The sequence below is a fragment of the Bacillus sp. FSL K6-0268 genome, assembly GCF_038005425.1.
GTDB lineage: Bacteria > Bacillota > Bacilli > Bacillales > Bacillaceae_G > Bacillus_A > Bacillus_A thuringiensis_S.
Map to the genome: position 1 here is coordinate 1387151 of NZ_JBBOTF010000001.1, position 15341 is coordinate 1402491.

A 15341-nucleotide genomic window follows, 5' to 3' on the forward strand; every position below is an offset into this window, starting at 1 on the left:
GCTGTTTCTTTACAGCTCTTCTTTTTTATATGTATTTCTCGTCATTGCAAATACACACATATCCCTTAATCCATTTCCATCTACTGCAATACTCGCACTTTCTAAAATCCCCTCTAATTTAAAGCCCAATTTCTCAGGTATCGCTCTACTCTTTTTATTTAGAGAATCACAACGAATTTCTACACGGTTTGCTTTCAATTCAGAAAAAGCATAATCCGTTATACCTTTCGCAGCCTCTACCATATAGCCTTTTCCGCTAAACCTTGTATCAATCCAATATCCGATTTCAAATTGAGGTATATCCCAATTAATACGATGTAATCCGGCAGAAGCAATAAATTCACCTGTTTCTTTCGAAAATACTAGTAATCTTAAATCCTCACGTTGCAAAAATTGAATATGCGATTTTCTAATACTCTCTTCTATTTCTTCCTCTGTTTGCTCTTTTTGTGCAAAAGCCATCCAAGGTTTTAGTTCTTGTATTGAAGCTTGAATTGCATCATATACAACTTTACCATCTCCTGGTTTCGGCATTCGAATAAAAAGCCTGTCAGTATAAAATTCAGAAGGAAAATCGAATAATAACGGATTCACTGTAAACACTCCCTATAATTCTTTTATATATAATAATATCCATCTCAATTTATATAGTAAAGAATTTTCTGAATTAAAAACATTTTACTCATTCACTTCCATCGCTACAAAAATTCCAGATTCAATCGCACCTTGAATCCATCCGTGATATAGCGTTGTATGATCTCCAGCGAAGAATATTCTCCCCTCTGGTTTGACAATCGCTGGTTGTAGCTCAGATTCTTGACCTGCTTGAAAAAGCGCAAATCCTCCAAGCGCATACGGATCCAATGTCCAGCTTTTTGATATTCCAGATATGAACTCATCATACACTTGACCACCTAATATTGTTGCTAAGTTGTGTAAGGCGTAATAAATACGATCGCCTTTTGATAAACCATCCCATAACAATGCATCGTAAGACCATGTATAGCTACCTAACATCATAGCAGGTCCTTTTTCTCCAATTCCATGACTTGGATAATAGGCATAACGAATTGGCAAATCTGTTATAATTCTGCCACCTAATTGCCCTTGTTCTTCCCAAAATCTGCTTTTAAATTGAATTCCTATTTTCGTCGCAGGCATGTAATGCAATTCACGAATTGCTTTCCATTTTTCATGAGATATAGAATCAAACGGATCTACTTCTACAAAACGCATTGTCGAAAACGGGATAGTAACAATAACTAAATCTCCTGTAATACTACTATATTCAAAAGTTTCCTCGTTCCGATAGAAAGCTGTCACACCATTATCGTGTTGATGTAACTTCATTAATTTTTGATTATATATAATATTTTCTTCTAATTGCGGTAAAAATGACTTTGGTAATCTATCATTCCCGCCCATAATTTCACAAAATCCGCTCTCCTCTTGCATAATGTATAGAAATCGTAAAGTCTCTACAAACGACCGCTCTAAAAAACCTTCTAAATCTAATAGAACACCGATCATCTCAATTGTTACTGGCGAAAAGTAAGTATTATACTGATAAGGATGATACTTTAAAAATTGTCCTGTGGAATATCTCCCAAAATCCTTCACTACAACATCCCAATTTTTCTCTGGATTTCTTTTAATAAAATTTATTATCGGCTGTACTGCTAATAACAATAGTTCTTCAGACGTTTTTCCCACTTCGTTCATTTCCACAGGATACCTTAAAATACTCGGATCCTTTTCATATTGTTTCAACGTCGTTTTCCGTCCATTTACATAAATAATATCCGTCTCATTCCTATTAATAAAAGGACTCACCTGTAGCCCAAATTTTCTTATATATGCCATCGTTAACCTATGTGTATACGGAATTCTCATTGCTCCCACATCTAAATATAATCCGGTATCTTCCATTCTAACTGTCTCTATACGGCCACCTACCCGGTTGTTTGCTTCAAAAATTTTCACATCATGTCCTGCAGCCTTTAATAAAGATGCTGAAACTAATCCAGCCATACCAGCTCCCACTACAATAATTTGTTTTGGACTTATCGTCTTCTTCAATCCTTTATCTATAACTTTTAACGCTTCATCCATTTCAGTGTTATACATTATATCTTTCTGCACAATTCCACCCCTTATTTCTGATATTAAGTCAATAAAATAGACACAGATAAATTTAATTATGTAGCCTCCAAGTCGTACATACGTTCTTTTTCTGTCGGGGATAAATAATCATTCGCTGAATGAATTCTTTTACGATTATAGAAAATTTCAATGTATTCCCAAATATCTTGCTGTGCTTGGGCACGTGTTGCGTATTGTTGCTGGTAAATAAGTTCTTTTTTCAAGACACCATGGAAGGATTCGATACAAGCGTTATCATAACAGTTCCCTTTTCTACTCATACTACATTGCATTCCATACTGTTGTAATTGTTTTTGATAATCATGGGAAGCATATTGACTTCCTCGATCAGAGTGATGCAAGACTGAACCTTCCGGTTTTTGACGGAAATAAGCTTGTTGTAAAGCCTTCAATACTAATTCTTTTGTCATCGTACGATCAGCATGCCAGCCCACAATTTTTCTAGAATACAAGTCCATCAGACTTGCCACATACAACCATCCTTCTTTCGTCGATACATAGGTAATATCAGCTACCCAAACTTGATTTGGCTTTTTTACCTTGAATTGACGATTTAACACATTGTCCTGTACCGGATAAGAATGTTTGGAATTTGTAGTAGCTTTATATTTTTTTACAGTTCTTGATTGTAATCCCTGTTCTTTCATGATTCTGGCCACTGTTTTTTGTGAGATTTGCTTTCCTTTTTGACGTAAGACAGACGTTACTTTCGGACTTCCATATAAACAACGCGATTCTAGAAAAATGCGGTGGATCTCTTTGGTTATTTGTTCTCTCTGTATTTGCCTGGGGCTTTTGGTGTGATGTTTCCATTTGTAATATCCGCTTCGGGATACATGTAGAACTTGGCACATCTTCTCCACTCGGTATGTGAAGCGGTGTCGATGGATAAATTGAAATTTTACCGATGGTCTTTCGCGAAGAAGTGCATCGCCTTTTTTAAGATTGCATTTTCTTCCTCTAAATCTCGAATACGTCGCTCCATTTCATTTGTTTTTTTGTCCTCAGAACGGAACGTTCGTTGCTGTATCACCTTGGGCTCTTGTTTATATTTCTTTACCCAACCGTGAAGGGTATTCACTGAAATTCCTAACTCTCGGGCAACTTGAGCTACAGCTTTACCTGTTTGGAAAACATGTTTTACGCTTTGGCGTTTAAATTCTTCTTCATATTGTTTTACTTTCCCCATGTAAACACCTCGTTCGGTTCATTTTTATTATAATAACCTGTGTCTACTTTTTAGTCTAACATCATTTCATCAAATGGACGTTAGTGGTTTAGTGCATTTTATTCATAGATCTCCATAAACATAACACCATTGCAATTTGAATATTCACTAAAAATACATAAGAGACAGATTTCATATTTCTTTATGCTTCGTATAATATAGCAACTGCAAAGAAGGAGTGGTTAAAAATGAAACATACTTATGACTACCATGCTACAAAAAAACATTTAGAATTAAAGAAACAAAACTTATGTAAAAAACTTAGCAATATGACACTATCTGCAAAAGAACGTGAACAGCTAAAACGTGAAATTGACAACTATGAATATATTTTAAATCTAGTCGAAATGAATCATTATGAACGCGGATTTTCTCATTAAAAGCGGAAATAAGATTATCCGCTTTTCATTTTGAGCATTTCACTACGCATTTTTCATAAGTAAATATATAATAGGATGTACATTAAGATTGAGAGGTATATTCTATGATCAAGTTAAGTGTATTAGACCAATCACCTATTTCAGATGGTAGCACAGCAGCCCAAGCTTTTTCACATACAGTTACGCTTGCACAAGAAGTTGAAAAACTCGGATTCACACGTTTTTGGGTATCCGAACATCATAATTCCGTAGGCTTAGCTGGTTCAAGTCCAGAAATACTTATTTCTCATATTGCCGCAAAAACGGACCATATTAGAGTCGGTTCAGGTGGTGTTATGTTACCGCATTATAGCCCATATAAAGTCGCTGAGAATTTCCGTGTTTTAGAAGCACTGTATCCAAATCGTATCGATCTCGGTGTTGGTAGAGCCCCTGGTGGTATGCCAATAGCAACTCGCGCACTTCAAGAAGGGAAAATGGTCTCACTTGATCAATATCCAGAACAAATTGCAGACGTTGCAATGTACATACATGATCAAGTACCAGAAAACCATCACTATGCAAACTTAAAAGCCACTCCAGTTATCCCAACATCTCCTGAAATGTGGATGCTCGGTTCTAGTGGAGAGAGCGCTAAAATTGCTGCAAACAACGGAGCTTCTTTCGCATTTGCACAATTTATTAATGGCTTTGGAGGCCCTGAAGTTATGAGGGCTTACCAAGAACAATATCAGCCCTCATTTTTAGGAGATAAACCAAAGTCAATCGTTGCTATTTTTGTTATTTGCGGAGAAACAAATGAAGAAGCAGAAAAAATTGCTTCTAGTTTAGATTTATCAATCTTATTATTAGAGCAAGGAAAACGAACTACTGGTACACCTTCTATTGAAACTGCTCAAAATTATTCATACAGCGCTTATGATTTATTCCGTATAAAAGAAAATCGTCAACGTATGATTGTTGGTGATCCGTCTTCTGTAAAAGAAAAAATAATAAACTTAAGCAAAGCATACAATACTGACGAATTTATGATTGTCACGATTACTCATCAATTCGAACATAAATTAAAGTCTTATCGCTTACTAGCAAATGCTTTTAATTTATAATTCTAAAAAGAGATGCATCACATATGATGCATCTCTTTTTCTTACTACTTATTGTTTTCATTTCCTATATATTCAATAGCTTCTTTTAATAGCTCATCAAAGTTAATAGGATAATTATGATCTAAGTCAGGCACAACTTTATACTTATGTTCTATATTCTTATCTCTTAATAGTTGCACAAATTGCTGCACGGATTCGAAACAATCTTCATCTTGATCCCCGCATACTATATATCCTTTTATATGTTTATCCTGCAGCACACTCAACAACTCATCCCATTCTTCAATCTTGGGAAGCCAGGGTGCCATAAAAACAAAACCATCTACATCTATATCTTTTTGTAAAATCGTATATAAAGCTACTCTTGCCCCTGCAGAAAAACCACCAATTATTACATTTTCTACTGTATGATTTTCTATAAACTTATTGTAATGCTCTTTTAATTCCCCTTTCCCTCTCTCTAGATCATCCCAAACAAATCCATCTGAAAACTGAATTTGTGAAGACTGTGGTAAAGCTAACGTGTAATCTTGTGTCAAAACTGATTTCCAATATGGCTCTACTATTTGAATATTTTCTTGGTCACCATGTAATGTAAGTAGTAGATTTCCCTCTTTCTTGCTGTATATATATTTCACGTCTGGTCTTTCCGTTTTATGTGCTAATCCTTCTCTTTCTTTACATAATTGAACCATTGTATGAAATTCTTCAAATTTATGTAGTGATTTTAAATCATCGTCCGAAATTAAATACTCATTTCCATACCAGAATCCCTTTTCTATAATGGCCTCTCTCATTAAATGTAATGCTTCTTTTTCAAGTCCCGATGCACTTGCGAGCGCATACTTAAAATTATATATTTGCGCCTCATTCCCTATTACACCTGTAGCATTTTCCATTATATAATTGTACGCTTCAAAACTTCCTTTATTTGCATAACAACGTAACGTTTCATTTAATAATTGAATGTAAGTCATACTATTTTTCATGTACCAATTCCCCCGAAACCTTTTATAATATTTTTTTGCGAATCTTTATACCACTTTGTATAACCTACGCTAACAATATCTTATTCTCAGAATGATGCTTAATAGTTACTCTTCCCTGTCCAATACATTTAGTATAAATAAAAATAGACTGAAAAATCAATATTTTAACAAACAAAAAAAGACAACAATATATGTATTGTTGTTTTCATTACATCTACCCGCTCTTTTGTTTTTTTCTATCTGGTTTACTTGAAACTAAATAATGTTTTTCTGAAATATATAAGTCTCTTTTTAAGCTACGATTTAAGTAAGGTCCTAGTTTCATTCCGCATATGAGGCGATCTTCGCTACCTTCAACAATTGGGAACATTTCTTTTTCTGTTACGTATTGATCTACTGCTTTTTGTACGACATCAATTTCTTTCACTAGGTTTAAATTTTCTGCTGTATGTTCAAATACCTCAAGCGTTTCCTTCGTTATGAGAAAATCATTTGTTGGAAATGCAGGTAAATACGGTTTTAACAAATCATAATTCACTGTATAATCGTCATTTACTAATACTGTATAAACAATATTAGCATTCGTTTCTAAAAACTGAGCCATCGCTTGTTCTAATTCATCTTTCGTAATTTCCCGCTCTTCTTTTCCAGTTCTGAAAAAGCGAAACATCGCATCGCCTCCTTTTTACTATATTATAGCATAAAAGAAAACTGAAAAATCATAAAAAAACCCATTGAAATAATTTTTCAATGGGTTTCTATATATTTATCGTTATTTTAAGAATGCACTTAGCATCCATACATGTTGTTCTAATGTTGTATGAATTGCTAACAACATGTCAGCTGATGTTTCATCGCCAGCTTCGCCCGCAACTTCCATACCTTCTTTTAATTCTTGAATAAGTGCAGAATAATCATTCACTAATGTTTGCACCATTTCTTCTGCAGATTCTTTGCTTGTCCCTTCGCTGACACTAGATGTTGCGAGATATTCTTTCATTGTCGCTAATGGTTTACCTTCTAAAGCTAAAATACGTTCTGCTAACTCATCAATATACGTTCCAGCTTCATTATAAAACTCTTCAAATTTCTCATGTAATGTAAAGAAGTGTGGCCCTGTCACATACCAGTGATAATTATGTAGTTTCACATATAACACATTCCAGTTTGCTACCTGCTTGTTTAATACTTCAACAACATTTGTTTTCGTACTCATACAACCCACTCCTCTTATCATTTTGTAATGTTTATCTTTTAATAACCTAATTACATTTTACCATACATTCCCTTTCCTTTCGAACAATCGGCTTATATGTAACAAAGTTTTAACACCTTTAATACTTCCCTAATATCATTTAATTCATGTATTTTTTCAAACACTTCATACGTCTAATTGTCCAAGCTCATACATATGCATAATAGTACATCAAGCTCATCATAGTAGAAAGAGGGATAACATGGACAATCAACAATGGCAAGTAGCAAAGAAAGTAGCTGCTACTTATATCGGAACTGTCGTTGGAGCTGGATTTGCTACTGGACGAGAAATTGTTGAATTTTTCACAGTGAATGGATTATATGGGACAATTGGCATATGTGTAAGTGGATTTTTTTTTATTTGGCTCGGCACAAAGATGATGTTACTTTCATCGCAAATTGGGGCATTTTCAGCGCAAGAATTTAACAAATATTTATTTGGGGATGTATTTGGGAATGTTGTAAACACATTATTATTACTCGTTTTATTCGGCGTAACGAGCGTTATGTTATCAGGGGCTGGTGCAGTATTTGAAGAGCAACTTCGCTTACCAAGACAACTCGGTATTCTCATTACAGTTATCGCTTGTCTCATTATAAGTAGCCGCGGATTACAAGGTGTTTTTGAAGTAAATACACTTGTCGTACCTATTATGATGATTTTTATTATCGGACTTGCTATTACAACCTTTTTTCACGGTACACCTTCCATTAATAACACTATTCCTGCAGAGAGTTGGAATATGAAATGGATTACTAGCCCTATTACATATGTCGCCTTAAATCTTTCTCTCGCCCAAAGTGTTCTCGTCCCATTAGCCAGTGAAGTTAAGGATCGAAAAGCCATTTTTTGGGGTGGGATTTTAGGGGGTGCTGGACTTTCTTTAATTTTATTATGCAGCCATTTAGCAATCTTATCAGTCGATCAATTTTATCAATATAACATCCCAATGGCTGAAGTCATAAGAAGATTTAATGCAACTTTTCACTTCTTCTTCGTTCTCATTATTTTCGGTGAAGTTTTCACAACTTTAGTTGGTAATGTGTTCGGAATGACAAAACAGATGCAATCTATTACTGGGTGGAAAAATAACAATATTATTTTCTTTATTTTACTAATTAGTTATTGCTTTAGTTACATCGGTTACAGTGACTTACTTCACATTCTATATCCTATCATCGGATGGGTAAGTATTGTTATACTTCCAATCATTGCATTTAAACAACTTCAAAAAACATAAAAAAGCATCCATGTTATTGGATGCTTTTTTATGTTCATTCACAATCATCACATACTTCCCAGTACGGCCCCATTTCTAATGCTAAATATGGCTTTAATTGCAACCGAATCATTCGACTAGGCATGCGCTCTAAAACAAATTGAATACCCTCTTCATCTTCGTCTAATTCAACTTTTGAAATCGCAATTCTTTGCATAGTCGTAATGGGAATTCCATCTTTATATAAAGTGATTTTCACCTCATCGTATTCATTAAAATACAATTCGACACTCATTTGATTTTTCAGAATTTCATCAACAATTTTATATGTATCATTTTGTTCTTGGATTATATATTTCCATCCGCCTCTATCTTCTTTCGGAGCTGTTTGAAATAATGTCTCCAAATCCTCGTATAGCATAAGATAACCCCTCTCTTACTAAAAACGATGAGTATTTTATATACCCTTTATCTCTATCACTATCCATAGCTATTGTACCATATATCACCGTTCTTACCGTATTCATTTGCTTCATACATACTTATAAAACAACTAATTCTATCTCCATTATTATGTATATTACCTCATTACTCCATACTCTCTTACAAGTTCAAATAACATCAGACTTTAATCAATGCAAATATTCTCTACTGTCCGCTTTTATTAGCTTACAGCATTCACACTTTTACATATAGTAAGACTAACACAAATAAAAAAGGAGAGTGACTTATACCACTCCCCTTAAAAGAACTTCCCTATAGCTGCTAAAACTAATACGATTATTAAAATTGCGAATAATAATGAGACAATGAAACTAAAAATAGGTAACGCTTTCTTTTCATTCTTCTTAAATAGTAACTTTAAACTAAGAAAAATATTTACTGGCACAAGTATAAAATAAAAATATTTAACAATTTGCACCGAGCTATTCGAAAGTGTTTTTAATATAAACACTTCAATTAGAAAAACAATAAAAAATGAAATACTTAGCCAAAATGAAACGTAACTAAGCCAAGAATGTCTTTTTGTCCCCCAGTACACTCCCATAATACTCTCCTTTTATTTGTATTCTATAGGTTAACAATTATACACAAAGCTAACAAATACCTCTATTTTTCGACAAATATTATGCAAAATACCATTTTAAACGTCATAAGAGGACTCTACATCCCACATTTAAATTTACATAATAAAACAGACTCTCCCAATACATACTTCTATTTTAGGGACAGCCTGTTCTCTGTTAAACTTTAAATCTGTCAATTAGTCCTTGTAACTCTTCAGCCATTTGAGATAACGTGCCCGCTGCGGATCCAATTTCCTCCATCGAAGCTAGCTGTTCTTCAGCTGAAGCCGCAACATTTTGTGTGCTTGTTGCATTATTTTGTGCTGTCATTGCAATTTGTCCTACCGAAATAGATACTTCATTTGCCCCTTTTGACATTCCATTAGCCGTTTCAACCATCGTCTTAATTTGATTAGCTATTTCATTTGTAGATTGTAAAATTTCAGCAAAGTTTTGCTTCGTTTCATTTGCGATAACAAGTCCAGATTGAACTTCCTCATTTACATGATTCATAGATTTGACTGTCTTACCCATATCATCTTGTATTTCACATATTAATTTACTAATTTCACTAGAAGATACGCTAGACTGCTCTGCCAATTTACGTACTTCATCTGCAACAATCGCAAAACCTCTTCCATGCTCACCGGCTCTTGCAGCTTCAATCGCCGCATTTAGAGCTAGAAGGTTTGTTTGATCTGCAATATTTTGAATTACTTCTAAAATATCACCAATTTGTTTTGATTTATTATTTAGTAATTGTATAACTGCATCTGATTGTGACACAGATTCTGCAATAGACTGCATCTGGTTTACTGTTCTTCCTACTAGTTTCCCACCATCTTCTGCTTTTTCACGAGTATGTGCGGAAGCCGTATTAATAGATGATGAACTATTTGCTACATGCTGAATTCCTTCCGTTACATCAAATAGCAACATAGCACCATTTTCTACGCTTGTTGTTTGCGTCGTTGCCCCACTTGATATTTCATCCATTGCGATTGTAATTTGCTCAGTCGCTTCACTTGCTTGCCTTACACTTGCAGTTAGCTCTTCTGATGCCGCTGCAACATGCCCAGCTGAATCGTTAATTCTTCCGATTAACGTCCGTAACGAATTCGTCATCTCATTAAAGCCTTTAGCAAGTTGGCCGATTTCATCATTAGAATGAATTTCAATTGTTTGCGTTAAATCCCCTTCACTTATTTCTTTAGAGGTAACAACTAATCTCTTTAAAGGCTTCGTAATTGAAAGTGTTACAAAATAAATAAGTGCTCCACCTATTACTAATGAGATAAGCATAACAATTAACATATTATAAAATACAGGTTGAGCAGCTTCAATTACTTCACTTGAGTACATAGTCCCACCAATTTTCCAACCTGTTTTTACATTTGTAGCAAATACCATATTCTTTTCACTACCACCATAAGAATATGAAAAAGCACCGTGATTATCTTCATAAATTTTCTTTGCCCAAGAATCAGCCGCTTTTTCTCCTGATTTTTCTTGTGGATGAGCAATTATTTTTTGCTTTCCATCTAAAATGAAGGCATATCCTTTTTTACCAATATTAATTAACTTTGATGTTTTTAATAAATTATCTAAACTTAAATCTAGCGCAACAACCCCATTTTTATCTTCTGTTTGTTTTGCGATTGTTACGACAATATGTCCATTTCCTTTTGCCTTATACGGCTCAGTAACAACAATACCACCTTGTTTTGCCACTGCATCTTTATACCAAGGTCGTGCTGTTGGATCATAATCTGCTGCCATTTGTATATTTGGTTCTTGCACAAATTTTTTATCATTTCCGGCAACATATACTTGTTCAACATCTTTATTTAAATTTATATATTGAGATAATATTTTTCTTAATTCATCCTGATTATCTCCTTGATACATATTCCCCTGAATCACCCGTGCAAAATTATTCACATCATTAAATTTTGCATCAATCATTTGATTGATTAAATTATCCAGTATTTTTATATTGTCGTTGGCACTACTCTTAATTTGTGATTCAAAATTCTTTTTGGCTGTTTGATAAGACATGCCTCCGATAATAGACACAGCCGCAATTAAAATTACAAAGAATGAAATTAATAGCTTTTTTGCTACTTTCATATCACGAAACAAATTTAATAGTTTACCCATTATGAACCTCCTAATTTTCAAATTTAAAAGTTAAATTGAGTTAATTATTAATATTTCCCAATCCCTAATTATTATTTTCATAACCTATTATGATGAATACTTTGTAAAGTTTAAACAATTAATTTCTCTTTGTCTATATATATAAATAATATTATTATAAAATTTACAAATAGAAAAAACCAAAGGGCACCCTTTGGTTTTTACATTTTTTTATGTTGTTTAGAAAGCTTTTTCCACTTATCACGCTCTGCTCTGGCAAGGATTGCATCTTGTCTTCTCATAAAATACGCCAGTTCTCTTTGTAATTTTTTATAGCTTTTCAAACGATCTATCGTAATAAGTCCGTTATCAATTGCACTATGCACCGCGCATCCTGGTTCATTCTCATGCTTACAATCACGAAAACGGCATGTTGTCGCGAGTTTTTCAATATCAGAGAATGTTGTTTGAATCGCTTCGCTTCCTTCCCAAAGTTGCAATTCCCTCATGCCGGGAGTATCAATAACTAAACTACCACTCGGTAATCGGAACAATTCACGATGAGTTGTCGTATGTCTTCCTTTACTATCTTCCTCACGAATATCTCCCGTTTTTGCTACTTCAATTCCTATAAGTGCATTTAACAAAGTGGATTTCCCAACACCGGATGATCCGACTAAAGCAATTGTTTTCCCTGAAGAAACAAATTGCTGCAACGATTCAATACCAGTATGCTCTAAACTATCAACGACGAAGATTGGAACACCAATTGCCACAGCTTCCGTTTCAACAATTTTCTGTTCCATGTCCTCACATAAACTACTCTTTGTTAAAACAATTACAGGCATTGCACCGCTTTCATACGCTAAAAGTAAATAACGTTCCATTCTTCTTACATTAAAATCATGGTTAAGTGCATTCACTAAAAATAGATAATCTACATTCGCTGCTATTACTTGTTCTTCCGTTCGAGTACCAGCCTCTTGTCTAGAAAAAGAGCTTCTTCTCGGAAAAATACTATGAATGATAGCTTTCTTTTCATTCTCTATTTTCTTTATATACACCCAATCACCAACAGCTGGATAATCTCCCTTCGTTACTGCTTCATGCCGAAACTTCCCAGACAGTTCTGCCATATATTCACCATCGTTACAAATAATGCGATATATATGCTTATGCTCAAGTAAAATACGACCTACTTCAAATTTCTCTACAGCTTGTTCCTCAAAAAAAGAATCCCAGCCATACGATTCTAAAATATTTTGATTCAAATTGATATCCTCCCTAGTTTTAGCTAAGTGGAAGGATAGTGCGCTCACTTATATCGTTTCGCCCTTTCCATCCACCTTTGTATTTGGTTTATTATTCATATAAGTTATTTTCGCCATAACACATCACCCCGTTCTTATTTTAATTACTCTCATTATATGGAATTCTCCTATAAAAAGCTACATCATTTAACGTAATTTTCAAATAACTTGTTTTTGAGCATTCTAATTTGTCCTCAGTGACTAATTTCATCTTCTAGCACATGAAACCAAAGATAGTGCTGGTTATATACTACACCGTTAGGCCACTTTCTTTCTGACATGAGCCACTCATCACCTTGTTCACTTAAATACTTCAGAGATTCTTCTCGAACACTTTGTAGAAGTTGTACATAATACTGTATTTCATGACCACGGATTGCTCTACCCGCTTCCCCTAAATACAGTGCATCTTCCCATATTTCTAATTCTTCTTTTGTAAAGTCACGATCTTGAAATGAAATAAGCTGATGAACTTTTTCAATAGCTGCTATATGTTTTAATAAGGCACCAATTGAATTCCCGCTACTCTGCATAATTAAATCTAATTGCTCAACTGATAAATTTCTTACTTCGCCTAATGTTACAGCTCTCGTATGCTCAAGCATGCTTACTAATTCCCCTATTTTTTTTGTATAACCATCTACACTTCTTATTCGATAATCTATATTCATATCACGCACCCCTTTCTGCATTCATATTATTGTAAAAATGATTCATATAATAGACTGAAATCTATCGGAATTTTCTGTTATAATTAAATTGAATACAAAATATACCCAAACAAACTTTCTCAATATGCTTATATGAAATATTAAAAGGAATCAATATAAAATAATCGAATCTTATTCACTAAAAGGAGTGGATTCGATGGAAATGTATCAATGGCTAACCGCTGTTCTCGTTGGTGGCATTACTGGCTTCGTTTCCCATCTAATCAATAACCAAGGTAAGTTATTGCTTCCACGCCGTTTGAAAACATTTTTTCATTTTGGATTTTTAACTGATATTTTTACCGGTAGCCTAGCCGCACTTCTCGGACTCGTTTTATTCGATGTCACCGCAATAAAAGAAATTATAAAAGTATCCATTGTAACTGCTATTTCCGGTCAAACTTTCTTACTACATCAAGCTCTTGGTGGCGAACAGGCTAAAAATACGCAAATTGGGAAAGCTGATGAGAAGATTCAAGAAATTGACAAATTATTGCGACGTTAGTGTATACTTTCTTTTAAAATTATTGTTATAATGAGAAATAAATATTTTCTATTGCGTCGTTTGTCAGGAGAAAGGGTGTTTCGTATGACAAAAAAGAAAATAGAAGATTTCTTAACAAACTCCGAAAAAGAGGAACTGCTAGAAAACTATAAATGTTTACGAGAAGCCCGCACAAAAAGCGAAGCTAACTATTTTGGTGAAGCAGTGAACCATCTATTAAATAAAGCAAAACAACGAATTATTAAAGATGCAGGTATACATGATGAAAATGCAGCAACTGTTCAATCAAAAAGAAAAGCACTGTTTTAGTTACATTAGCTAAAACAGTGCTTTTTGTTACAATATTTTTCACATTACTTTCACATCTATTTCACAAATATAAGTACTTCTATATGTTAAACTAGGTATATCCTTTTCCGAGGAGCTATATGCCGATATATAAATCCCTATCACCATAGGGATTTTTTATTTTCCCATAATTTTATTACAATTCTTTTTCAATAATATAGCTGAACAACGAATTATTAAAGATGCAGGTATACATAATGAAAATGCAGCAACTATGCAATCAAAAAGAAAAGTACCTTTTAGACTTAACCCAAAAAGTGCTTTTTGATTTACTAAAACTTTATGATGCAATTCCTTTTTCATTATCTTTATTAATGTTTTCACTTTTTCTAAACAGAAATAAAGCTAAAATATATAATAACGCAGTAAAGCTACCTACTAATATAAAATTATGAGATGTTGCAAATAACATTCCTGCTATTGCCGCACCAATCATTTGGCCAATGTACATCGAGGCATTTGCAAGAGCAGCACCTGTTCCTCTTGCTATAGTAGACATGTTTTGTAAGTGTCCCATCATTAATACAAACAAAATTCCTGTCACAAAAAATAAAACAAAGAAAAATAATTCAACAAATATAATACTCTTTAAATAAGGGAGTATTACATATAACACTGCTGTAAATACAATTCCACCATAGAAAGAAAAATTGTAACCAATTTTATTTACGAGTCTAGGGCCCAAAATATTACCAGCTAAATTTCCTAATCCTAGTACAAGCATAGCCGTACCTACTTCATGAACCTGTAACCCAAATTGAACGAAAAGCCATACACCAAAGAATGAAAATGCAGCAAAATTTCCGGTTTGAAAAATAAAGTAGGCAAAATAGGAAAGTGAAACCTTTGAATCTGTAAGTAATTGTTTATAACGCTTTAAGATAGATTTTTTATTTCCACTTATATAAACAGAGGGTAC

At 33.9% G+C, this 15341-nt stretch carries 16 protein-coding genes and 1 pseudogene; 5 read left to right on the forward strand and 12 right to left on the reverse strand.

What is annotated here, in order from left to right; all coding sequences use genetic code 11:
* Positions 1-9: 9 nt before the first annotated feature.
* The 3 genes from MHI28_RS06985 to MHI28_RS06995 form a co-directional block, all read right to left on the reverse strand.
* Positions 10-594 carry a GNAT family N-acetyltransferase gene (locus tag MHI28_RS06985; protein WP_001068739.1) on the reverse strand — a complete coding sequence of 195 codons (585 nt, stop codon included), beginning with the start codon at positions 592-594 and terminating at the stop codon, positions 10-12.
* Positions 595-678: 84 nt separating this feature from the next.
* Positions 679-2142, reverse strand: a complete 1464-nt coding sequence (locus MHI28_RS06990) for a flavin monoamine oxidase family protein (RefSeq protein ID WP_001168122.1) — start codon at positions 2140-2142, stop codon at positions 679-681.
* Positions 2143-2198: 56 nt separating this feature from the next.
* Positions 2199-3352, reverse strand: a protein-coding gene (locus tag MHI28_RS06995) for an IS3 family transposase (protein ID WP_340827731.1) whose coding sequence is annotated in 2 segments (ribosomal slippage) — positions 2199-3097 and positions 3097-3352 — 1155 coding nt in all. Because the reading frame shifts where the segments join, the coding sequence is not laid out codon by codon here.
* A gap of 227 nt (positions 3353-3579) precedes the next feature.
* On the opposite strand from MHI28_RS06995, the gene MHI28_RS07000 reads away from it, so the two are divergent.
* Positions 3580-3771: a DUF3896 domain-containing protein gene (locus tag MHI28_RS07000; protein WP_000683363.1), complete on the forward strand. Its 192-nt coding sequence runs from the start codon at positions 3580-3582 to the stop codon at positions 3769-3771.
* Positions 3772-3875: 104 nt separating this feature from the next.
* The gene (locus tag MHI28_RS07005; RefSeq protein ID WP_000594036.1) at positions 3876-4877 is read left to right on the forward strand and encodes an LLM class flavin-dependent oxidoreductase; all 1002 of its coding nucleotides are present in this window, start codon (positions 3876-3878) and stop codon (positions 4875-4877) included.
* A gap of 44 nt (positions 4878-4921) precedes the next feature.
* Here the strand turns inward: MHI28_RS07005 and MHI28_RS07010 are convergent, their stop codons facing one another.
* From MHI28_RS07010 to MHI28_RS07020, 3 genes are all read right to left on the reverse strand, one after another.
* On the reverse strand, positions 4922-5866 hold the full coding sequence (locus MHI28_RS07010; RefSeq protein ID WP_000798311.1) for an alpha/beta hydrolase: 945 nt from the start codon (positions 5864-5866) through the stop codon (positions 4922-4924).
* A 214-nt stretch (positions 5867-6080) separates the two neighbouring features.
* The gene (locus tag MHI28_RS07015) at positions 6081-6536 is read right to left on the reverse strand and encodes a DUF3939 domain-containing protein (protein ID WP_000488205.1); all 456 of its coding nucleotides are present in this window, start codon (positions 6534-6536) and stop codon (positions 6081-6083) included.
* A gap of 102 nt (positions 6537-6638) precedes the next feature.
* Positions 6639-7082, reverse strand: coding sequence for a Dps family protein (locus MHI28_RS07020; protein WP_000105199.1), 444 nt, complete (start codon positions 7080-7082; stop codon positions 6639-6641).
* Between the two features lie 241 nt (positions 7083-7323).
* On the opposite strand from MHI28_RS07020, the gene MHI28_RS07025 reads away from it, so the two are divergent.
* Positions 7324-8364 (forward strand): YkvI family membrane protein, encoded by a 1041-nt coding sequence (locus MHI28_RS07025; protein ID WP_000370209.1) that lies wholly within the window; start codon positions 7324-7326, stop codon positions 8362-8364.
* 34 nt (positions 8365-8398) lie between these two features.
* On the opposite strand, the gene MHI28_RS07030 is transcribed toward MHI28_RS07025, so the two are convergent.
* The 5 genes from MHI28_RS07030 to MHI28_RS07050 form a co-directional block, all read right to left on the reverse strand.
* On the reverse strand, positions 8399-8764 hold the full coding sequence (locus MHI28_RS07030; RefSeq protein WP_000965064.1) for a DUF3979 family protein: 366 nt from the start codon (positions 8762-8764) through the stop codon (positions 8399-8401).
* 321 nt (positions 8765-9085) lie between these two features.
* Positions 9086-9391 (reverse strand): hypothetical protein, encoded by a 306-nt coding sequence (locus MHI28_RS07035; protein WP_000539571.1) that lies wholly within the window; start codon positions 9389-9391, stop codon positions 9086-9088.
* Positions 9392-9587: 196 nt separating this feature from the next.
* Positions 9588-11570, reverse strand: a complete 1983-nt coding sequence (locus MHI28_RS07040; RefSeq protein WP_000517283.1) for a HAMP domain-containing methyl-accepting chemotaxis protein — start codon at positions 11568-11570, stop codon at positions 9588-9590.
* Between the two features lie 200 nt (positions 11571-11770).
* Positions 11771-12820, reverse strand: coding sequence for a ribosome small subunit-dependent GTPase A (rsgA, locus tag MHI28_RS07045; RefSeq protein WP_001073085.1), 1050 nt, complete (start codon positions 12818-12820; stop codon positions 11771-11773).
* 233 nt (positions 12821-13053) lie between these two features.
* On the reverse strand, positions 13054-13530 hold the full coding sequence (locus MHI28_RS07050; protein WP_001018103.1) for a mycothiol transferase: 477 nt from the start codon (positions 13528-13530) through the stop codon (positions 13054-13056).
* Positions 13531-13726: 196 nt separating this feature from the next.
* Between MHI28_RS07050 and MHI28_RS07055 the strand changes: the two genes are divergently transcribed.
* On the forward strand, positions 13727-14074 hold the full coding sequence (locus MHI28_RS07055) for a DUF4257 domain-containing protein (protein ID WP_000426317.1): 348 nt from the start codon (positions 13727-13729) through the stop codon (positions 14072-14074).
* Between the two features lie 84 nt (positions 14075-14158).
* The gene (locus MHI28_RS07060; RefSeq protein WP_000162602.1) at positions 14159-14383 is read left to right on the forward strand and encodes a hypothetical protein; all 225 of its coding nucleotides are present in this window, start codon (positions 14159-14161) and stop codon (positions 14381-14383) included.
* 319 nt (positions 14384-14702) lie between these two features.
* On the opposite strand, the pseudogene MHI28_RS07065 reads toward MHI28_RS07060, so the two are convergent.
* Positions 14703-15341: pseudogene (locus MHI28_RS07065) on the reverse strand (MFS transporter); the annotation flags it as partial.